At 45.2% G+C, this 22,089-nt stretch carries 20 protein-coding genes and 1 riboswitch; of the genes, 7 read left to right on the forward strand and 13 right to left on the reverse strand.

All coding sequences use genetic code 11. The annotated features are described in order from the left end of the window. Window positions 1-102 precede the first annotated feature (102 nt). Window positions 103-369 (forward strand): accessory factor UbiK family protein, encoded by a 267-nt coding sequence (locus tag L1070_RS13825; protein ID WP_070986451.1) that lies wholly within the window; start codon window positions 103-105, stop codon window positions 367-369. A 4-nt stretch (window positions 370-373) separates the two neighbouring features. Here the strand turns inward: L1070_RS13825 and can are convergent, their stop codons facing one another. The 8 genes from can to ilvG all read right to left on the reverse strand — a co-directional run bounded on the left by can (window position 374) and on the right by ilvG (window position 9,761). Further along, window positions 374-1,027, reverse strand: a complete 654-nt coding sequence (can, locus tag L1070_RS13830) for a carbonate dehydratase (protein WP_237125944.1) — start codon at window positions 1,025-1,027, stop codon at window positions 374-376. Continuing rightward, window positions 1,015-2,217, reverse strand: coding sequence for a methyltransferase (locus L1070_RS13835; RefSeq protein ID WP_237125945.1), 1,203 nt, complete (start codon window positions 2,215-2,217; stop codon window positions 1,015-1,017). Before L1070_RS13835 ends, can begins: the two co-directional genes overlap by 13 nt. A 33-nt stretch (window positions 2,218-2,250) precedes the next feature. After that, a complete protein-coding gene (locus L1070_RS13840; protein ID WP_083330570.1) occupies window positions 2,251-3,351 on the reverse strand; it encodes an ABC transporter substrate-binding protein in 1,101 nt (366 codons plus the stop codon). A 63-nt stretch (window positions 3,352-3,414) separates the two neighbouring features. Then, window positions 3,415-4,956 carry a threonine ammonia-lyase, biosynthetic gene (gene ilvA, locus L1070_RS13845; RefSeq protein WP_237125946.1) on the reverse strand — a complete coding sequence of 514 codons (1,542 nt, stop codon included), beginning with the start codon at window positions 4,954-4,956 and terminating at the stop codon, window positions 3,415-3,417. Window positions 4,957-4,958: 2 nt separating this feature from the next. Next, a complete protein-coding gene (gene ilvD / locus L1070_RS13850) occupies window positions 4,959-6,815 on the reverse strand; it encodes a dihydroxy-acid dehydratase (RefSeq protein ID WP_070986454.1) in 1,857 nt (618 codons plus the stop codon). A gap of 94 nt (window positions 6,816-6,909) precedes the next feature. Then, a complete protein-coding gene (locus L1070_RS13855) occupies window positions 6,910-7,833 on the reverse strand; it encodes a branched-chain amino acid transaminase (RefSeq protein ID WP_237125947.1) in 924 nt (307 codons plus the stop codon). A gap of 39 nt (window positions 7,834-7,872) precedes the next feature. Continuing rightward, entirely contained in the window at window positions 7,873-8,115 is a 243-nt protein-coding gene (gene ilvM / locus L1070_RS13860; protein ID WP_237125948.1) for an acetolactate synthase 2 small subunit, read from the reverse strand. After that, window positions 8,115-9,761, reverse strand: coding sequence for an acetolactate synthase 2 catalytic subunit (ilvG, locus tag L1070_RS13865; RefSeq protein ID WP_237125949.1), 1,647 nt, complete (start codon window positions 9,759-9,761; stop codon window positions 8,115-8,117). Before ilvG ends, ilvM begins: the two co-directional genes overlap by 1 nt. A 515-nt stretch (window positions 9,762-10,276) precedes the next feature. Between ilvG and L1070_RS13870 the strand changes: the two genes are divergently transcribed. Next, window positions 10,277-11,164, forward strand: coding sequence for a TraB/GumN family protein (locus tag L1070_RS13870; protein ID WP_237125950.1), 888 nt, complete (start codon window positions 10,277-10,279; stop codon window positions 11,162-11,164). Here L1070_RS13870 and L1070_RS13875 read toward each other — a convergent pair. Further along, a complete protein-coding gene (locus tag L1070_RS13875; RefSeq protein ID WP_237125951.1) occupies window positions 11,154-12,899 on the reverse strand; it encodes a response regulator in 1,746 nt (581 codons plus the stop codon). The genes L1070_RS13870 and L1070_RS13875 overlap by 11 nt on opposite strands. 130 nt (window positions 12,900-13,029) lie before the next feature. After that, window positions 13,030-13,232, forward strand: a riboswitch (Lysine riboswitch). 112 nt (window positions 13,233-13,344) lie between these two features. Between L1070_RS13875 and dapA the strand changes: the two genes are divergently transcribed. The 4 genes from dapA to L1070_RS13895 are packed head-to-tail and all read left to right on the forward strand — an operon-like array spanning window position 13,345 to window position 17,309. After that, on the forward strand, window positions 13,345-14,229 hold the full coding sequence (dapA, locus tag L1070_RS13880; RefSeq protein WP_237125952.1) for a 4-hydroxy-tetrahydrodipicolinate synthase: 885 nt from the start codon (window positions 13,345-13,347) through the stop codon (window positions 14,227-14,229). Between the two features lie 10 nt (window positions 14,230-14,239). Then, window positions 14,240-14,980 carry a 2,3,4,5-tetrahydropyridine-2,6-dicarboxylate N-succinyltransferase gene (locus L1070_RS13885; RefSeq protein ID WP_237125953.1) on the forward strand — a complete coding sequence of 247 codons (741 nt, stop codon included), beginning with the start codon at window positions 14,240-14,242 and terminating at the stop codon, window positions 14,978-14,980. After that, the gene (locus L1070_RS13890; RefSeq protein WP_237125954.1) at window positions 14,980-16,185 is read left to right on the forward strand and encodes a PLP-dependent decarboxylase; all 1,206 of its coding nucleotides are present in this window, start codon (window positions 14,980-14,982) and stop codon (window positions 16,183-16,185) included. Before L1070_RS13885 ends, L1070_RS13890 begins: the two co-directional genes overlap by 1 nt. Window positions 16,186-16,193: 8 nt before the next feature. Continuing rightward, the gene (locus L1070_RS13895) at window positions 16,194-17,309 is read left to right on the forward strand and encodes a succinylglutamate desuccinylase/aspartoacylase family protein (protein ID WP_237125955.1); all 1,116 of its coding nucleotides are present in this window, start codon (window positions 16,194-16,196) and stop codon (window positions 17,307-17,309) included. Between the two features lie 75 nt (window positions 17,310-17,384). Here L1070_RS13895 and L1070_RS13900 read toward each other — a convergent pair whose 3' ends face one another. Then, the gene (locus tag L1070_RS13900) at window positions 17,385-17,624 is read right to left on the reverse strand and encodes a hypothetical protein (RefSeq protein WP_237125956.1); all 240 of its coding nucleotides are present in this window, start codon (window positions 17,622-17,624) and stop codon (window positions 17,385-17,387) included. A gap of 27 nt (window positions 17,625-17,651) precedes the next feature. Beyond that, entirely contained in the window at window positions 17,652-18,491 is an 840-nt protein-coding gene (locus L1070_RS13905) for a hypothetical protein (RefSeq protein WP_237125957.1), read from the reverse strand. 279 nt (window positions 18,492-18,770) lie between these two features. Between L1070_RS13905 and L1070_RS13910 the strand changes: the two genes are divergently transcribed. Beyond that, window positions 18,771-19,808 (forward strand): phospholipase A, encoded by a 1,038-nt coding sequence (locus L1070_RS13910; protein WP_237125958.1) that lies wholly within the window; start codon window positions 18,771-18,773, stop codon window positions 19,806-19,808. Window positions 19,809-19,853: 45 nt separating this feature from the next. Here the strand turns inward: L1070_RS13910 and L1070_RS13915 are convergent, their stop codons facing one another. Both L1070_RS13915 and rpmE read right to left on the reverse strand, forming a co-directional pair. Then, window positions 19,854-21,110 (reverse strand): malic enzyme-like NAD(P)-binding protein, encoded by a 1,257-nt coding sequence (locus L1070_RS13915; protein WP_070986468.1) that lies wholly within the window; start codon window positions 21,108-21,110, stop codon window positions 19,854-19,856. A gap of 640 nt (window positions 21,111-21,750) precedes the next feature. Further along, the gene (gene rpmE / locus L1070_RS13920) at window positions 21,751-21,966 is read right to left on the reverse strand and encodes a 50S ribosomal protein L31 (RefSeq protein ID WP_070986469.1); all 216 of its coding nucleotides are present in this window, start codon (window positions 21,964-21,966) and stop codon (window positions 21,751-21,753) included. Window positions 21,967-22,089 lie beyond the last annotated feature (123 nt).

Below are 22,089 nucleotides of genomic sequence, written 5' to 3' on the forward strand. Positions count from 1 at the left end.
CTACCGAAGTGATATTTTACCGTAAAGCGCTCGGTGCGCCTAGGCGCTTGGCAAAGCATTTGCTAAGATGAGCACAAGCATATTTTGAAGAAGGGATCTGAAATGATTAACCCAGCAAAAATAGAAGAGATCGCAAAGCAAATTTCCAGCAACATGCCACAAGGCGTGAAGAACCTTGCCGACACTTTTGAGAGCAAAACTAAGCAGGTTATTCAAAATAAACTGGCCGAGATGGATTTTGTCAGCAGAGAAGAGTTTGATATTCAAAGTAAGGTGCTGATCCGCACCCGTGAAAAATTAGCAGAGCTAGAAGCCAAAGTGGCGCAGCTAGAAGCAAAACTCACCAACGCAGATAGCGCTGAAGAATAAGCGCTTATAAATAGCGCTTTGCCACCAGTTCCACCGCCTGAGTATATCCAGCATTAATATACTCAGGTTGTGATGTCTGCTCTTGCACTTCGTGTAAAAGACCATCTTCTAGCCCGTAAACCCAGCCATGTATGGTCAATTGCTGCCCGCGTGTCCAAGCATCCTGTACCACATTGGTTAAACACACATTACGTACCTGATCGATCACGTTCAGTTCACACAATGCAGCACAGCGTCGTGACAATTCTATTGCTGATAACATAGCTTGATGTTTTTCTTTCACATCGGCAACGTGACGCAGCCAATTATCAATTAAGCCAAAGCGCGCCTCATCCAACACCGCCTGTACACCACCACAGCCATAGTGCCCGACCACCATGATATGCTCAACCTTAAGCACTTCAACCGCATACTGCATCACTGACAGACAATTATGATCCGTATGAACGACCACATTGGCGACATTGCGGTGTACAAACAGTTCACCCGGCATCAAATCAACTATTTCATTGGCCGGCACACGAGAGTCTGAGCAGCCTATCCATAAATAATCTGGATTTTGCTGTCCGGCCAGTTTTTTGAAAAAGTTAGGGTCGCGCTGTTGCGTGCGCTGGGCCCACTGTTGATTATTCTCTAGTAAGTGATCTAGCGAGCACATGTGCTTTCCTCTATTTTGGCCGTCGCTTGGATCAGGATATTCCGAGGCGTTAGCTGTTTGTCACAAAATTCATAAAGACTGACATCATACCCAGATGCCTGTAAATATAAAGCCCTATCGAGGACCAACCAGATCTCAATAGCACGCCTAAATGCGTGACGCACAAGTTCGATACGATCCGTCATCTTTTTACGCTGCTGCCCTTGTACAAGATAAGCGCTATAATCGCATTGCTGTGGCAAGGTAATGCCTTTTTGCTGTGCTGCCCATTGGCAAAACTGTGAGAACTCCCCTGAGAAGATAGCTTTGTTTACCGAAGGTACGCTGACATAGTGGTCCACACCTGTAATGTCACGACGTAGAGCATCAAAGCCTAAACGCCAAGTGACCTCTTTTTTGCGAACTTTTGCGATACGTTCCGGCGCGGTAACGGTTTCTTGCAAAGCCAATTTCATGTCACTGTGCGTCAACCTTAGGCCACTTTGCTGTCCCGCATCACTCATCGCGTGGTACACAATGTCTGTGAATAAATGGTAGCAACACGGTGATAAGCTGATTTTTTCACAGCCAGCGTTGACGGCTTGACTCATAAATTCCTGATGCAATCGTCCACAAGCATGAAGCGCAACCGCATGTTGTTGCTGTTTAAAATACCCAGATGTATCGTCACGCAACACATCGGCACAGCTAAATGTCATGGGCAAACCCTGCTGACGAGCGCTGTGTTGACCTTGCTCACACAAAGATGCTTGCAACTCAATGCTATGTACATGTGGCGCACCGTCATAGGCAAGCATACGACCTAAATGCCCCTTTCCTGCGCACCATTCCAATACCGGGTAATGATGTTCATCAATATGGCTTACAAAATCTTGTAACTGAAGCAGTTTACGACCTTTAATGCCGTTACTTAGCCAAAATGGCAGGGGGTGTCGTGCACGCGGTTCTTGGGGCAAAAGCAACAAAGGATCAAGTTCACCTAACTGCGGAATAAATGGTAACAATGCCCGCTGTAATTGTAGCGGATGACTGTCTAAATACGTGACCTGCTCATCACTGAGCGCCATAAGCCACTCATTAAGCGCACCATCCCATGGCAAAGCACGCGCCTCAAACGCAACCAACTGCCAATAACGACTTGTTTGGTATAACAAAGTATCTAAGTGGGTAAATCGATGTAATAGAGACATGATTAGCGCTGCACAACACACAAACTAAAAACGCTATTCTACCTCTTTTTTCTCCTCTTGTGTGGCTTGTAAAATACGGTACTGTTGTTGCCTTGAGAAGATCAGGTGTAAATAAAGGGGTATACATAACACCGTTAAAAGCGACGCGGCCACCAGCATCCAAGACCAAGGGTAAGGTTCTTCATCCGTTTGAGGGTGATAGACAAACTCATCTAACTCATTTTGATATTTCTGTGGTTCATAGTTATATAGCTGTGCGATCCACTGCCAGCGGATCTCAGACATACTGCCTATAGGGATCCCTGCCTGCGCAATAAAAGGTCTCATTGTATCGGCTTCGTATGCCAACTGCGTTTTACTCTTGTTTGGATTGTACTGACGTCGGATCACATCAATACTCTCATTCATATTAAGCATCGCATAACGCCAACCTTTCAAGCTTGCCTGACGAAACTTCTCTACCATTTGTGGCTTTTGTTTAATAACGTTTTCGCTGGTAAACAAAATATCACCGTAGACATTGATACCATATTGCTTAGGGCAAATTTGTCTGGTAGCGATACCAGCTTGTCGCATTTGAAAGGGCTCATTCGTGATATACACCTGTAACGCATCAAATAAACCATTTTGAAAATCACGAAGCGGATACAACCCAGAATACAAGGGTAACTTAGTAACATTAACACCTGCTTGCTGCAACATGACGATCAGCTCGGCATTTTCGGCCTTACCCAAATAGCTGATCCGTTTGTTGGTAAAGTCGGCAGGGGTATATATATTGGAGCTTTCTTTTACCATCCAGCAATAAGGAGAAGACTGTAGTATCGCCGCCAGTGCTACCAAAGGTTTGCCTTGCATGCGTGCTTGTAAGATACCTGAATGGGTAACACCAAAATGCGCTTGGCCAGCAAGCACTTTGAATTGCGTATCGGGATTATTCGGGTCTCCGGGTACAAGGGTAACGTCCAAACCGGCTTGTTCGTAAAAGCCTTTTTCCTTGGCCATATAGTAGCCCGCAAACTGAAATTGATGCTCCCACTTTAGCTGTAATACAACGTGTTCCTGTGCATGGCTAAAGCCCCCTAGCAAAAGACTGATTAGCCATAGTACATTGGTAAAAACACGCCTTGTCATCCTTTTTCTCTTAGTATGGTTAAATTCTAATCATAACTATAGAAAAATAGGCCATAAATGCAACTAACTTGCTTGGCGTCTGGGCTCAGTTGGCAATTGTAAATATTGCGCAAAACATGGATTATTGGTTTCTTCGCTAAAATGATAACCAAGCTGTGCTAAGTGACTGTCAAACTTTGCATAATCACTCGTTGGAATATCAAAAGCTGCCAATACATTGCCCTCTGCGGCACCATGGTTACGATAGTGAAACAGCGTAATGTTCCAATCACTTCCCAAGGTATCTAAAAATCGTGCTAATGCCCCTGGGTACTCTGGAAATTCGAACCGCAATAAACGCTCTTGAATCGCCACGGGTGGTTTACCGCCAACCATATAACGCAAATGTAGCTTAGCCAGTTCGTTATCGGAGAAGTCCTCAAACTTATAACCATTTTTGTACAGCTGGGTTTTTACTTCGTCCAGCTCTACTTGACCACCTCGCAGGCCCACACCCACGAATATTTGTGCCTCACCCTCTCCCGCGTAGCGATAATTAAACTCGGTTATCGCACGGCCACCGAGAGACTGACAGAAGCGTTTAAAGCTTCCTTTTTCCTCAGCAATGGTCACTCCAAATAATGCCTCGTTTTTCGCTCCCAATGCAGTGCGTTCGGCGATATAACGCAACCTATCAAAGTTTAAATTTGCCCCCGATAAAACCGCCGCCAAATTAAGCCCTGCTCGCTTACCTTGCTGACTCCATTTTTTTAAGCCCGCCAGTGACAGTGCCCCCGATGGCTCTGCAATGGCGCGCGTTTCGACAAATATATCCTGAACGGCAGCGCAAATTTCATCGACACTGACGGTGACCACCTGATCACAAAACTTTTGCGCCAGTCGAAAAGTTTCAGAGCCGATGATCTTGACCGCAACACCATCTGCGAAACCGCCAACCTGTGCAAGTTCAACCGGTTCGCCAGCCTCTAGCGCGGCTTGCAAACAGGCACTTTCTTGCGCTTCAACACCAATAATTTGAATATCAGGACGTAATGATTTGATATACACCGCCATCCCTGCGAGCAAACCACCACCGCCAACAGGGATAAATACCGCATCGAGCTCATTAAGCTGTTGCATCAACTCTCGCGCCACCGTGCCTTGCCCAATAATGACATCTTTATCGTCAAATGGTGGCACAAACACCGCACTCAACTGCTCAGTAAGCTCAAAAGCATGGGCCTTTGCTGCATCAAAGTTATGCCCGTGTAGTACCACCTCACCACCAAAGTTACGCACAGAGTTGACTTTGATCTCTGGGGTAGTCACTGGCATCACAATAATTGCGCGATGACCGAGGTGGGCAGCGCTTAGCGCCACTCCTTGAGCATGATTACCTGCTGATGCGGTGATGACCAAACTGCCCTTAGGTAACTGGCGTAGCTTATTGTAGGCGCCGCGCAGCTTGAACGAATAAACAGGCTGTTGATCTTCACGTTTAAGCCAAACTTTTTGTCCCAGCCGCTCAGACAATGTATGCATCTGGCTGACCTCAGTGACTTTTGCAAGGGGTGCTATATCCGCTTGAATAATGGCACGGAAGTAATCAAGTTCTTGAGATACCATCGCTAACTCAACTCCTCTAACTTCGCAAGGTCACGCACGGCTCCTTTGTCTGCACTGGTTGCAAGCAGTGCGTAAGCTTTCAGTGCCGGTGTCACGACACGCTGTCTATCAAGCGGTTTATAGGCATCTTTGCCGCGCGCTTGTTGTTTTGCTCGGCGCTCTGCCATTTGTGTTTCATCGAGTAATAAATGAATGCCTCGATTAGGGATATCTATTTGAATTAAATCACCATTTTCTACCAGAGCTAACGCTCCACCACTGGCCGCTTCAGGTGACGCGTGACCAATAGACAAGCCTGATGTTCCACCCGAGAAACGGCCATCAGTCAGTAATGCACAGTCTTTATCCAATCCCATAGATTTCAAATAGCTCGTCGGATAAAGCATTTCCTGCATACCCGGCCCCCCCTTTGGCCCTTCATAACGGATCACCACAACATCACCCTTTTTCACCTGACCATTAAGAATGCCATCTACAGCATCATCCTGAGATTCAAATACCACAGCCGGTCCAGTAAAGTTAAGCATCTCGTCAACAACCCCTGCGCTTTTCACAATACAACCATCTGGAGTTAAATTGCCGGACAACACCGCAAGACCACCATCTTGGCGAAATGCATGTTCAATACTGCGAATACAGCCATTTTCGCGGTCGAGATCGAGTTCATCCCAACGACACTCTTGACTCATTGCCTTAGTAGTACGGATCCCAGCGGGGCCCGCACGGAAGAATGTCTGTGCCTTTTCGTTAGTCGGGTCTGCTGCATCCCAACGCTTAAGTACCTCTGCCAACGTACCACCCGCGACATGGCCAACGCTGAGGTCTAATCGGTCCCCTTTGGCAAGTTCATTAAGGAGTGCCATGATACCGCCCGCACGGTGTACATCTTCAATATGGTATTGCTGCGTCGCTGGAGCAACCTTACACAAAAATGGGGTATTACGGGAAAGACGGTCAATATCATCCATATCAAAATCAACTCCGCCTTCTTGCGCTGCGGCGAGTAAATGTAGAACCGTATTCGATGAGCCGCCCATCGCGATGTCCAGCGTCATGGCATTGGTAAATGCAGCTTGATTTGCAATATTGCGCGGCAACACAGCTTCGTTGTCTTTGCGATAGTACTCATCACATAACGCCAAAATGCGCTTGCCTGCGGCCTGATATAGTTGCTGTCTATCTTTGTGAGTCGCTAAGGTCGTACCGTTGCCCGGTAACGCTAAACCTAAAGCCTCTAGCAAACAGTTCATAGAGTTTGCTGTAAACATCCCAGAGCAAGAGCCACAGGTAGGACAGGCTGAACGCTCAACTTGCTCAGAGTCTTCATCACTAACATTAGGATCCGCTCCTTTTACCATTGCATCAACCAAATCTAGTTTTATGTCGATGTCTGCTAAACGGGTTTTACCGGCTTCCATTGGCCCGCCAGACACAAATACAACTGGGATATTCAGGCGCAATGCAGCCAGTAGCATTCCTGGGGTTATTTTGTCGCAGTTGGAAATACATACCATGGCATCGGCACAGTGAGCATTGACCATATACTCAACCGAGTCGGCGATTAAGTCTCTTGATGGTAACGAGTACAACATGCCACCATGACCCATGGCGATACCATCATCGATAGCAATGGTATTAAATTCTCTGGGTACGCCACCTGCGTCACGAATGGTTTCGGCCATCAATTCACTGAGCTGATTAAGGTGCACATGTCCTGGCACAAATTGAGTGTAAGAGTTCACAACCGCGATAATTGGTTTTTCAAAGTCGCTATCCGTCATACCCGTTGCGCGCCAAAGTGCTCTTGCGCCTGCGCGTTGTCTGCCTTCTGTGGTCGTCTTACTTCTTAATTTTGCCATGATATTTACCCTTAATCTTTGCGATGTAGCCATTCGCTACATCGACTTATCCTCATTCCTAAAATAAGGCCACCTAAGGTGGCCGTGATAGTGCTTACTTATTGATATAGTCTAACCAGTCAAAGCTGTCTTCGCTTTGACCCTTAACTAAATCAAAATACGCTTGCTGTAGCTCTTTAGTGATTGGTCCTCGCTTACCATCACCTATTTGAATTTGATCTACACTGCGTACCGGCGTCACTTCCGCTGCTGTTCCCGTCATAAAGAATTCATCAGCCAAGTAGAGCGCTTCTCTGGCAATGGACTCTTCACGTACTTCATAGCCACGTGACTGAGCAAGCTTAATGATAGTGTCACGAGTCAACCCTGGTAAAATACACGCAGTCGTAGGTGGCGTGAAAAGCACGCCATTTTTAATAACAAATAGGTTTTCACCGGCACCTTCACTGAGGTAACCATTTACATCTAAAGCAATGCCTTCAACATAGCCATGACGCTTCGCTTCTGCGGTGATCAATTGAGAAGATAAATAGTTGCCACCCGCTTTCGCCCCCGTAGGCATGGTGTTTGGCGCAAGACGTGTCCAAGATGAAATACATGCATCAACACCTTGCTCTAAACTACCATCACCAAGGTAAGTACCCCATTCCATCGCGGCGACACTGACATCGGCTTTATGAGACTTGGGGTGAACACCTAAACCAACATTACCCAAAAATGCAAATGGTCTAAGGTAAGCATTAGTAAACCCGTTTGCTTTTACTGCATCTCTACATGCCTGCATCAATTCATCTTCAGTGAACGGGATCTCTATGCGGTAGATTTTCGCTGAATCATAAAGACGCTTAATGTGATCTTTGAGACGGAAAATCGCCGGACCTTTTGGCGTATCGTATGCGCGGATCCCTTCAAACACTGAGCTGCCATAATGTATAGCATGGCTTAAAATATGTGTTGTTGCTTGCTCATACGGGATCATCTCGCCGTTATGCCAAATTAATTCCGATGTTTTTGTCATGTGTAATACCTTGTACTTATTCTTTATATAATTAACTATTTAAATTGCCTGTTGCTGTAGTGTGTGCAGATTAACTTGCTGCACTTCCACAAGCTTACTTAGTTGTGAGGTTAATAGATAGATGGGTTTATCACTGTCTACCGTCATTTTGACATGAAACAACTCGTCTTTACCCTCTAACTCCAGCTGGGTAAGGCGAAAACCGCGGTGACGTGCCACGCGCAAAAAGCGCTCCACAGCGATGGCATGGTTTTTTACTGCAACAGTTAACTGGTGTTTCATTACGCTTTCTCCGTCATCATTTCATCATTTGCAGCACCTGGTGGGACCAGAGGCCATACGTTTTCTTTATCATCTATACAGGCATGTAATATGTAAGGGCCCTGTGAAGTGACTAACGCATCTATTGCATCATCTACTTCATTTGCGTGGGTGATGGTTTGCCCAGGTATGCCAAACACCGCAGCCAAAGCAACGAAGTCAGGGTTGTCCGATAAATTTGTTTCGCTGTAGCGACCGTCAAAAAATAGTTGTTGCCATTGACGCACCATGCCTAGACGCTGATTGTCCAAAATCACTATCTTAACTGGCAGGTTATTACGACGTATTGTCGCCAACTCCTGAATGTTCATCATGATTGATCCATCGCCAGAGACGGTGATCACCATATCATCTGGACGAGCGATTTGTGCGCCGATGGCTGCTGGCAAACCAAATCCCATAGTACCTGCCCCCCCACTGCTTAAATGATTGCTTGGATGGGTAAATTTCATATGCTGCGCCACCCACATTTGATGCTGGCCTACATCACAGCACACCACACCCGAGTCGGGCATTTTCTGGCTTAATTGATTGAGTAAATACGGTGCAAATACGCGCTCACCTGGGTAGTCATAACGCCAAGCATGTAGCTGTTTTAGTTCTTTTATTGTCTTTAGCCAATCACTGTCTGTTACAAAGCAACTCAATTGTGGGATTGACTGTTTCAAGTCGGCTATGAGTGACGCCTGTGCGGGTTTGCGTTTACCAACTTCAGCTGGGTCGATATCTAAGTGGATCACATCCGCTTTTGCTGCAAACTTTGCTAAATTACCCGTCACGCGATCATCAAAACGAGCCCCGATACATACCAACAGATCACACTCTTGCACCGCAATGTTGGCAGCCTGGCCGCCGTGCATACCTAACATACCCAAATCGTATTCATAATCGGGTAACACACTGCCAAGTGCTTTTAATGTCGATACTGCAGGCATTTGCGTTTTGTTTAAAAACTGCATCAACTCGGCTTGAGCATCAGCACTTTGTACACCTCCACCTATGTATGCAACAGGTCGTTTGGCCTGCGCCAACAGCGTTTCGGCTTTTTGAACTTGTACTGGTGATACTTGAGGCTGTGCCTCATCTAACGCTAACCAAGGATGAAATGGCACTTGAGCCAGTTGAATATCTTTAGGGATATCAACCAACACCGGACCTGGACGACCAGATAGCGCCAAATGCATTGCTTCTTGTAGTACTTCAGCTAAATCCTCTGCACGTTCCACCATGTAACTGTGCTTAGTGCAAGATAAAGACATACCTAAGACGTCAACTTCTTGAAAGGCGTCCGAGCCAATGGCAGCCGTTGGAACTTGCCCTGTGATCGCAAGCACTGGCACAGAGTCCATCATCGCATCTGCCAACGCAGTGATGAGGTTGGTAGCTCCAGGTCCCGATGTGGCGAAACACACACCTAATTTACCCGTGCTACGCGCATATCCAACCGCCGCAAAACCTGCGCCTTGTTCGTGACGCGTCAAATAATGCTTTACAGGCGCGCCATACAAAGCGTCGTAAATAGGCATAATCGCGCCACCTGGATAGCCGAATACCTCTTTTACGCCTTGTTTGGCTAATAAATCTATGAGTAGTTGTGCGCCTGTCATTGTTTTCCCCATTCCCATTGCTTGCGTTTGTTAACTAAATTTTTGCCCTAAAAACAAAAAACCCCCCGAACTTTTCAGTGCGGGGGGTTCTTACTAATACTTTTCTTACAGCACTAGCTCGCCCCCGCGGTAATAATAATCACCACGTTGATAATCACGACTAGAGTAAGTGCTGTGTTTAGCATTCTTTGTATCACCAATTAAAATTTTTTGTTGTCTGGCTTCGTTACTTCACGCCAGCCCTGTTCCTTTTTCTATTAGTAACCCGCTGGAACCATTAAGTCAACCATAAATATTATGCCAAATGCAAAGTCAAAACCCTTAAATAAGAAAAATAAATTCCATTTAATTAATAAAACAAAATAAACTATCCCCTCATATAATTAATTATTCAAATGTTAATTGTTAATACAGCTTTTACAACAGAGCTAATTTCATAAAAATACACATGAATTTTTTATGAGTTGGTACATATGTGCTTAAAATGGTAGAACTCAAATTATTTAAGGACTGCTATGAAATTTTTATTTCTGCGAACTTGTGTCGGAATCTTACTATTTACCACACTGCTCTTTAGCCCATTAGGCCATGTCGCTCCTGCATTATTCAAGGTTGAAAAAAACGGTGTTAGCTCTTACTTGCTGGGCACGGTGCATGTGGGTACACCAAAAATGGAGGGCTTGCCGCAGTATGTCACTCAGGCTATCAACAACAGTACACAAGTGGTTGTTGAGGTCGATCTCACCCAATTATCTGCTGCCCAAATTCAAAAACGTTCAGCGCCTTTCATGCAATTACCAGCGGATAAAACACTGGCTTCTGAAGTCAGCAAAAAAACCTATCAAACACTTAAAAACTATTTCGGCAACGCAGGCGTTGATATCACCCTATTTAACCAATATCGTCCTTGGGCTGTCATGGTATCCATGCTTCAGCTTGAATACCAAAGGTTAGGTTTTAGCGAGCAATATGGCATCGATAAACAAGTGCTCGCGTATGCCAAAAAGGCGGACAAAAAAGTCGTTAGCTTGGAAACGTTAGAGCAACAGCTGGCCATGCTGAGCGCGTTGGGGCAATCGGGCGATGCGATGTTCGCTGAGACTTTCAAACACTTAGGTGATGTGGAATATTACTTTGTAGACCTAGTTGATGCATGGGCCACAGGAGATATGGCTAAGCTAACAAGTTACTACCATCTTAGCTTCGATGATTCACAATATGGTCAGTATTCTGAACAAGTTATGTTGATAGACCGAAATAACCAATGGATGAAAACACTCGCGCCATTACTGTCAGAACGCGCTACGTTCATTGCAGTTGGAGCACTACATTTGCCCGAACAACATGGGTTAATTAAACAGCTCAAACAACAGGGTTTCAAAGTGACACGTATCACTGCGTAACAACACCTAGTTCTTTGAGTACAGTAATAAGCTCAGCTTGTTGCAGTGGTTTAATCACGCAGGCATCTCCGCCTAAGGCTATCGCCCGTGATAAATCCTGCTGCTCATCGTTAGCCGTGACCACAATGACAGTGGTGCTCAGGTTGAGGAGATTTCTTATTTTCTCTATTGCCTCATAACCATCCATATGAGGCATATTTAAATCCATGAAAATAACATCAAACGCTTGTGTTTCAAGCACCTGCAGCGCCGCTTTACCATGTTCAACATGCGCCACATCAAAGCCTAAGGTTTTGAGCTGTTTAGTGATCACCACAGCATTAATAACATTGTCCTCAACCAGCAAGGCTTTTTTTCCTGACACATCCAGCGTTTGCACCGTTTCTTTGCCGTCTAAGACCGTGACTGGAATGGTAAAGCTGATACAGGCTCCTCCTTGCGGCACATTTGAAAAGTTTAACTTTCCTGACATCGCATTGACCAACCACTGACAGCGTACCAAGCCTAGCTGCATGCCCTGAAAGTGATTATTTTTGTCATCGTGTACGCTCATCGAGTCGATAAGCTCAGTAGGCAACCCCTGGCCTTGATCGCTGACTTGTATCGTTAAGCTACTTTGAGCATCTTGGGTGTGCAATTGCGTGGTGAGTGTTATTGTGCCTGAATCACTGAACTTTATTGCATTATCAATGAGCTGAGAACACACCCAAGCCATATGCTGATGGTCACACAATATACTTTTGTGTTCGTTTTCCGTCATTTGTACCTGCAACATTAGGCCCTTCCTCTGAGCTGCAAAGCGATAAGGCGCAACAACCGTTTCAATCATGGTTGGCAAATCCGCACGACTGATTTGAATACTCACTTTATCATTAGCCCAGCGACTAAAGTCATGCATTTCGTTGATGAGTATATTCAATTGATTAGCCGAGGTAATCGCTTGTTCAAGGTGGGCTGCTTGATGCTCCTTGCGAAAAAGCTCAAGGTATCCCAAAATCGACTGTAACGGCGTACGTAACTCATGGCTGGCTCGCGCTAAAAATCGCGACTTCATATTCAAGGCCTGCTGCGTCTGTTTTTTTTGGCTTTCCAGCTCACGAATGCCTGTAAGAACTTGTATTTCCATGGGTCGAAAAATTAACTTAACTTCGAGTATCAACAACACCATGGCAAGCAGCCATATCCCCCCTTCAACATAACGAAGTATTATGATGCCGCGATTCGCTTGTGCTTCGAATAGCTGAACTGCACCGTCTAGGTCAATTAACAGGCTTTGTGACAACTGGTAAAGGTCATCTAACTCAATACGATCCGTGAGCTGCAAATTACGTACTCGGGAGATGAAATCTCTGCTGCGTAGATCCAACTGCACGGGTGATGAAAAATACCACTGATTGAGCTCAGACGAAAAAAAACCATTGCCTTGTTCACTTTTCGATATTAAGAAATCGTGATTGGCAGCAAACCTATCAATGCTACTTTGTAGCTGACTATAAACCTCCTGAAACGCCTGCGGTTCATTATTTAAGTTTGTCAGCCGTTGAGCGTGAAGCAGCACTTTTTGAGACAGCATACGCTGCATGCCTGCAATGTTGACAACCGTTGCATCTTGTTGTTTATCATACAATAAATATTGCATAAACCCCGTTGCCATAGAAACCAACAGGGCCATAGCCAACACGGCTAAGAAATAGCGGGCGCGGATCGCTTTTATCAATTTCAACATAGCTCTCATTCATTATCCTTCACCATGACAGTGTAGTCCAAATTGCTCTGATTGGTGTTTAGCCACTTGACACCTAGATGGCTAAAATGTTTCAATGCGCGCTCACCCTATTTTGCACTCAAGGCTAATGCCTTAAGTGAGGGCTGGAAGAGGTGCGTTATTCAGGTAGCTGTGTCGAGGAGAGCAAACTCCCATGACACACAGTGAGGGGGAACTAACGCCGAGAAGTTAATTGTTTTGCTAGCGATTAATTTCGGGCGACTGGGCTGAATCCCAGCGACTGTCACCAATTGTTTTGCGTTACAGCAAAATAAATATGTTTGGTGGAGAGCTTCTGGTCTTAAAATAATAAGGCCATTTGCCTTGTCATTTTTAAGTCCATTGCTCTTCGAATTTTAACTGTTCGAAGTTTGGACTCTTGCCTTACTCCGAACACGATATAAGTTCGGTAGAGATGAAATCACAATTTGATTTATCCAATTATCCGTTGTGGACTGCTTTGGTTACGCCCTTTGATGCAGACGATAACGTTGACTACAACACGCTTGAACAGCTCGTTAACGAGCAACAACAAGCCAATAATGGCATTCTGATCCTCGGTAGTACTGGCGAAGGACTGGCGCTGGATAAGCATGAGCAACGCGCCATTGTCGAGTATGTGAGCGCGCTCGCCCCAACTGTGCCATTAATGGTTGCCGTCGGTGGGTTTAACTTGCAAGAGCAACTGGCGTGGATAGAATTTTGCAATACGCTTGCCATTGATGCCTATCTGCTTGGCTCGCCTGTGTACGCCAAACCGGGCGATGTCGGCCAAACACAATGGTTTGATGCGTTGCTCAGCAAAGCACAAAAACCATGTATGCTGTATAACGTGCCAGGTCGCAGCGCGGTTTCAATTACGCCTCAGGTACTAAAAAACCTGCAACATCATGATAATTTCTGGGCCATAAAAGAGGCCAGTGGTGACATTGCCACCTTCGAAGCATTTCGCAATGCCGCACCAAATATTGCCATCTACAGCGGTGACGATGGACTGATGCCCTACTTTGCTCAAGCGGGTGCCGCAGGGCTCGTTTCGGTTGCCGCCAATGCATGGCCAGAACAAACAGCAGAGTTTGTCCGCCGCTCACTTGCGGGCACCTTTCCTAACTTATTTACCACTTGGACAAGCGCGGTCAACAGCCTGTTTAGCGTGGCCAACCCCATTCCTGTGAAGGTGCTAATGCACGCTCAAGGTAAGCTGGCTACACCTCATCTTCGTCCACCCCTGACGCATCTTGAACTGCCATGTACGCAGGCACTTCACAGCGCAAACGACTCAATTTTATCTTGGAATTAAGGCAACTATTATGAGCTGGTTAGAGCTATTAAATAACTTAGAAAACGGCACCGTGCGTGCAGCAACACAAGACGAACAAGGGCAATGGCATGCCAATGTTGAAGTAAAACAAGGCATCTTAGAAGCATTTAGAAATGGTACTAACACCGAGTTTCCCGGTGGCTTTGTTGATAAACATAACCTTGCACCGCAAGGCTTTGCCGCTGACGCTGGCGTACGTATGGTGCCGGGGGGCTCAAGCGTGCGCCGTGGTGCTTATGTGGCACCAGGCACCATCATCATGCCACCTGCGTACGTCAACATCGGTGCTTATATCGATGAAGGTACCATGGTTGATAGCCATGCCTTAGTAGGCTCATGTGCACAGGTTGGTAAAAACGTGCATTTAAGTGCTGCGGTGCAATTAGGTGGTGTGCTCGAACCAATTGGCGCAAGCCCTGTGGTGATTGAAGATGACGCTTTTATCGGTGCCGGTTGCGTGTTGGTAGAAGGGGTCGTCGTTAAAAAAGGTGCGGTACTGGCACCGGGCGTGCGTTTGTCCGCAACTATCCCAGTGTATGACTGCATCAATGAGCGCGTACTGGACAAAGGTGAAGCCATTCCCCAAAACGCCATTGTGATCCCAGGCTCGCGCCCTTCTTCAAGTGCATGGGGCCGCGAACAGGGTTTGAGTATGTCATGTGCGTTAATCGTTAAATACCGTGATGAACAAAGTGATGCGTCATTAGAACTGGAAGAGGTCTTACGATAATGCCGTTTTTGAGCACCGCACATCGTCAAGTGATCGAACAGATTGTTCAATCTGAGCATACACCTTTTTTTGTGTACGACTTAGATGGGTTGTTGTCTCACCTCAAACCATTGACCGAACAGTCAGTGGTTAAGCTGTGGTATGCAGTCAAGGCGAATCCGCTTTCTAAAGTTATCCAAACGCTAGACCAAGCAGGTTTTGATTTTGATGTGGCAAGCAGCGGTGAACTTGATCAAGTAATCAGACAAGGTGTCTGCCCATCGCGAGTGCTCAATACCGGACCTGCCAAGTCTAAACGTCAGATCCAGCATTTTTTATCACAAGGCGTACGTACCTTCGTGGCCGAGAGCCACAATCAGGTGCACTGGCTTAATCAGCTAGCTTGCGAGCATAACGTGCAACTACGTGTACTTTTACGAGTGCAGTTACGCTGGCCTGATGGTGAGAAAAATCCGCTCGGTGGCGATAGCCTAACGCCATTTGGCTTAGGTACGCAGCAGTGGCAATCATTAGACATCACAGCATTTAGCGCACTGGAATTTATCGGTCTGCATATTTTTCAGTGGGGCAACATGCTCAGTACGGAAAAACTAACCGAACTTTGGTCACAAATGGTGCCGCCATTGTTGGCTTTGGCTGATAATTTAGGGTTTGCGCTCCAAGTGCTAGATTTGGGCGGTGGTTTGGGTATTCCCTACGTCGAACAAGATGCCAAATTAGCTTGGCCCGAGCTACTGGATGCATTGGCCAGCATCAAAGCTACATCCGGTGTGAAAGAACTTTGGATGGAGCTTGGTCGCTTTGCAGTGGGCGAATATGGCCATTACGCTAACCCTGTGGTGGAGCAAAAACAAAACTATGGTGAACAACAGCTCATTGTAGCCGGTGGTATCAATCATATTTTGCGCCCTGCGGTAACCAATCAAGCCTTTCCGTGCGAACTGCTTAGAACATCCACAGCACCTGAGCAAAGTTATCTCATTCATGGGCCACTTTGTACCGCGCTGGATCACCTAGGCCGCCACACATTACCACAAGACATCGATGAAAATGACTGGTTGGTATTTAGTCAATGTGGCGCTTATGGCTTCACAGAAAGTATGCCTTACTTTCTGTGTCACGAGTTACCTGCTGAGTATGTGATTGAACATGGCAAAGTCCAATGTGTTCGCCACTCACTTGCTGCCAGTGAGTATTTAAGGTAGACGTCAAGATGAATCAAATAAGCCAAGAAAATATTCAAGTAGGCGAAATTGCCAACGGCCTGCCCTTAACCATTCCCGTATATCGAATGACGGGCAATGGTAGTGGCCCAAAGGTCTATATTCAAGCCAATATGCACGGTGCAGAAGTACAAGGTAATGCGGTTATTTACCAGTTATTAGAGCAACTTAAGCAACTAACGCTGGCAAGTGATATCACCTTGGTTCCCTACGCTAACCCCATTGGTTGTAACCAAAAATCAGGGGAGTTTACACTTGGACGTTTCGATCCTATCACGGGCACGAACTGGAACCGAATGTACCATGACCACAGTGCTTTAGTGAGTGAGTTTGTTGACACGCATTTGCATGACTCTCTGGACGAGATAAAGCAGCAGTTTCGCGCGCTGCTTGTTGGTCAAACACAAGCTTTGTTGGATAGACCTGCACACAGCATTAATACCGGTCAACGCATCGCGCTCAACCTACAACGCCTTGCTCACGACGCGGATATTGTACTGGACTTACACACCGGCCCTATTTCAGCCAAACATTTATATTGCCCTGAATATGCCAAAGCCAGTGCCAGCTATTTTGATATTGAGCATGTTTTGTTGATCCCCGATGAGTTTGGTGGTGCGCTGGATGAAGCAAGCTTTTGTCCATGGTGGTCTTTGCAACAAGCCTTTGCCGCAAGCGGGAGAGACCTGCCCGTCATGGTTGAAGCCTTTACCGTGGAATTGGGCTCTCAAGAGAAAATAGACTTGGCTGAGGCCAAGTTAGATGCACAAAGCATCTTGAGCTATCTCACCCACAAAGAGGTACTGCTCAATTCACCCTACCAACCAGCCAATATCACCCGTTATGGCTGTATGCTTAAAGATTACGTGGCTTATTACGCCCCGATGGGTGGCATGGTGGAATATACAGCCCACTTGGGTGCACATGTAAAAGCAGGTGAGACCATCGCTCATATTCTCAGAATGGAGCGTTATTTGGCTGAGCAACCACTGCAACCTGTGCACATTGAGCAAGATGCCATCGCGATACTGCACTTTGCGTCCGCTTCGGTCAATCAGGGCACCGAACTGTACAAGTTCTTTACTAACTATTTTGAATTGAATTAATCGTTAAAATTGCGTGAGAGTAAGCGGGCTTTGGCAAGCTTACTAAGGTAAGGCGGCATTCGCCGCCTGCCTTTTTTACTCTTTGCTCGCTGCTTTTGGCTTTTTATAAAAAATCGCCACTAATATATAGCCCAACAAAGTAAGTTGGTTAATCATCGGGATGCAGCCACTGATCACCGCGGGCATTAACCTAAACCCTTTTAGCTTAGCAATTAATAACTGTATTGGTATAACAATAAGTGGCCCGACAATGGCCACCAGTGCGAACGCTGTGATCTCACCTTCACGTGCCATTTGAAATATATTTATATCCATTATGTTTTCCTTTAAAAATATCGTCACTTAGCGTGGAGAGAAAGGCACGATTGTAACCGTCCCACCGCTACCACCTCCCAGCCAGCCCGAGCCACGTATAACTCTTACTTCTATGCCGTGTGCCGCCAATGTATTGATAAAATCCTGCAAGCCCTGATCTGTTGAAAACGAATAATTCCCACCAACAGTTTCTCCCGAATCAGGAATCATATTACCATTTGCGTCTCGCGCACTCTTTTCTTTATAACTAAGTCTCACTGTACTACCAAGGGTCGCTGCTGTCATTACAAAGCTTGAGCCATTTGGAAAGATAAATTTGATCTCCATACCATTTACACCGCCAAGCCAGTTACCACCGACTATGGATACAAATTGAGCAGTCCAATAAATAAAAGAGTGATTGCTTTCAAACCAATCGTCAAAACGGTCATGATTACTATGATTACGTGCTATATCCCATGCACTGTCAAAACCACTGCTAGCGGGTACTTCTATAGGCTTTCCAAAAGCAGAACGACTCATCATTCTGTAACCTGCATTCACACTCTGCTGTACGTCTTCTGGTGTACTTGTAATTCTTGCTACAACAGATGTTTCTAGTTCCCCCCACCGGTTAAACTGCACCCTAGAAGTAACTGTGAAGGATTTTGCAAAACCTTTTGTAAAACTAGCAACATGATACGTATATGAGGAGCTAGCAGCGGATCCAGCTGTTATTGCTCGTACTTTCCTGACAACTTTTTGCTGCATTTCATAGGCTGTTGTACAGGAGTTGCAAGTCATATATTCATCGGCTCTAGCGGTGTTTGAGAGCGCAACTAATCCAAAAATCACCATAAATAGCATCAGTTTATTGTTGATTAACATAATTTTCCTTTATATTTAATTCCGTTTATATCCATTAATCCAAGCAAAATCACCATTGCTTGTATCTATTTTGAGGAAATGGAGTCTAAAACAAAACAAAACAAAAAATCAATATAAACGCAAAAAAATTAACAAACGGATGCATTCCTTTCGACAACAATATCCACAAATTAATTGAGTTATGTCAATGTGCATTCCCACTGCCAGCGTTTCAGTTCATCACAACTTCATCATAAAAGTGTATACTTAGGAGTATAACTAACTAAGAAATAATACATTATGCTACTTCGCTCATTTATATTCTGGCTGCTCTATGGCGGACTTAGCGCATCAGCGTTTGCTGCATCACCCACCGAGACAGACACTGAGCAGGATGAAATCGATCTCATCAAACAGTGTATTCTCAATGAGGTGATCTCTGGTGATAAAACACGTACCGTTGAGCAACTGCGCCAATATTGCTCGCAACTTGATGCCGCAAAGCAAATAAGTGCGCTCGACAAGCGTATGGCTCGTGAGCGGGTAAGCCAAACCAATCGCAATGTGATCACGCCACATCACCGCAACTATATTTTACCAGTCTCTTATATTACCGACCCCAATAGTCGACCTTTCAGCGGCCTGCGGGCAATTGATGAAGAAGAAGGAGAACCACTGGACAACTTCGAGGTGAAGTATCAACTGTCACTCAAAGTGCCCATTTATACAGGATTCTCTGATAAAGATCAGGCCATCTACATGGGCTTTACGCTCAAGTCATTCTGGCAGTTTTATAACAAAGACATCTCATCACCCTTTCGTGAAACCAATTACGAGCCTGAGCTATTTTGGGTCAACTTCTTAGATGATGAGAATGTCCTATGGGGAGACGAAATGGCTTTTGTGCTGGGGATCTCTCACCAATCTAATGGCCGGAGTCAGCCAAATTCACGCTCTTGGAATCGCATTTATGCCAACTTTATCTGGGAAAACCGAGGTTTCGTATTTAGCTTTAAACCTTGGTATCGCTTACCTGAAGAGCGCAAAGAAGACATACTGACTGCCAAAGGCGATGATAACCCAGACATTTATAAATACATGGGCTATTTTGAGTTTAGCGGCGTGTATCGACATGAAGAAAACGAATTTGGATTTATGTTTCGCAATAACCTGAATAGCGATAATAAAGGCGCGATACAACTCGACTGGTCTTTTCCTATCTGGGGTAGATTGCGCGGCTATGCACAATATTTTAACGGTTACGGTGAGAGCCTGATTGATTACGATGCCCATATTCAACGCTTTGGTGTGGGCATCTTACTCACAGATATTCTCTAGCGCACCAAAAAGCCAGCAATTGCTGGCCTTTTTAAATCATACATTTTACTGGGCTTTGTGATGCGCCATGTAGTTTTCTGGTAATTCAATCTGCGCAACACCTGATTCAATCGCCGCATGTGCAACCGCTTTAGCAATACGCGGTAACAGGCGTGGATCCATTGGTTTTGGAATAATATACTCAGGCCCGAATTCAAGGCTTTTTACATCTGCTGCTCTGAGTACTTCTTCCGGTACAGGCTCTTTGGCAATACTGCGAATGGCTTCCACCGCTGCAATTTTCATTTCATCATTAATGGCTGTTGCTCGCACATCCAACGCACCACGGAAAATAAACGGGAAACACAGTACGTTGTTAACTTGGTTTGGGTAATCAGAACGCCCTGTTGCCATAATCAAATCTTGACGCGTGCTATGTGCCACTTCAGGGTTGATCTCAGGATCTGGGTTTGAACAAGCAAATACCACAGGCTTGTCTGCCATCAACTTCAGCTCTTCTGGCTTTAATAGATCTGGACCCGATACCCCAACAAACACATCCGCCTCTGCGATAACATCTTGTAAAGTACGCTTGTCAGTGTTATTCGCAAACAGCTTTTTATACTCGTTTAGATCATCGCGACGTGTGTGGATCACCCCTTTGCGGTCAAGCATGTAAATATGTTCACGCTGCGCGCCACACTTAATCAGCAACTCCATACAAGCCACTGCGGCTGCACCTGCCCCTAAACACACAATTGTCGCGTCATGTAGGTTCTTGCCTTGTATTTCAAGGGCATTGAGCATGCCGGCGGCTGTTACAATCGCAGTACCATGTTGGTCGTCGTGAAATACAGGAATATCACAACGCTCAATCAGTGCTTTTTCAATCTCAAAACACTCTGGCGCTTTGATATCTTCTAGGTTTATTCCACCAAATGTATCTGCAATATTGGCAACGGTATTGATGAAATCTTCAGTGGTGCGATGTTTCACCTCAATATCAATAGAGTCAAGGCCTGCAAAACGCTTAAACAGTAGGGCCTTACCTTCCATAACTGGCTTGGATGCTAATGGACCTAAATTGCCCAACCCCAAAATGGCCGTGCCATTACTGATCACCGCAACCATATTACCTTTACCAGTATATTGGTAAGCAGCAGCAGGATCGGCTGCGATTTCACGTACGGGTTCCGCGACACCGGGGCTATAAGCCAATGCGAGATCTTTTACGGTTTCCGCTGGTTTGGTCAGCTCTACGCTGATTTTACCTGGAACGGGATGAGCATGATAATGTAGTGCTTGTTCACGAAAGTTTGACATGACGCGATTTTTTCCTGCTAGAAGTTAAAAGTGAGAGTGAGATAAAATTCGCAAAGTTAGTTAAACAATACCTTGTTTATAAATATATTCAAGCTATTTGAGGTCGATCCACTTAAGTGATATTTAGCCGAAAATCACCACATTTTTACCGACTTTTAACCTAAATTAATTCATTTAAGACAGTCTAGCAGTGAAAAAATAGCCTCGTTTTTGCTCTGATAATGTGCAATTTTATCTAAACCTTAACCGCAGATATAAAAATCACAACATTGGTAATTTTAAGAGATTTTAACAACCATTTTTTAAAATTTAGCTACACTTTAAAGAAGTTCGTAATTATCACAAAAATTGCCTCTGGCATTTTTATGCAACAAATGATTCATCATAAGCAAACCTAACCTGATGTATTGATTAAAATATAGCCTTATAGAAATGAAAAACAAATGCATAACAATGAATAATGGAGATAACAAAAATAAATTAGAGTAAAAACTCAAAACCAATTAATTAACCTCATATATGATGGTTCGAGATACTTAAGCGGACGTAAAATAGTATCTAGTGAAGAGAGCATGGTGAATTTTTGTGGGTTTCAGGCACAAAAAAAGCACCCTGAGGTGCTTTTTTAGTCAAACGTTTCTTATTTCTTGCTGCTAAGCGCGCCGAAACGTTTGTTGAAGCGATCAACACGACCACCTGTATCAAGAATCTTTTGCTTACCAGTATAGAACGGGTGACACTCAGAACATACGTCTAAGTGGATGTCTTTACATAGTGTTGAACGAGTTTCGAACTTGTTACCACATGAACAAGTAGCATTGATCGTTTCGTAATTAGGGTGAATACCTTCTTTCATAGCAACCTCTGGTTAGGCCGTATCGCTCTCCAAACCCGAAGTTTGGCACCATACGTAGTTTATACAAATTAGTGGACGCGTATTTTATGTAACTCGAAGGCTTTCCACAAGCAATAAATCCAC

It is taken from the genome of Pseudoalteromonas sp. MMG022 (assembly GCF_021654245.1).
GTDB lineage: Bacteria > Pseudomonadota > Gammaproteobacteria > Enterobacterales > Alteromonadaceae > Pseudoalteromonas > Pseudoalteromonas amylolytica.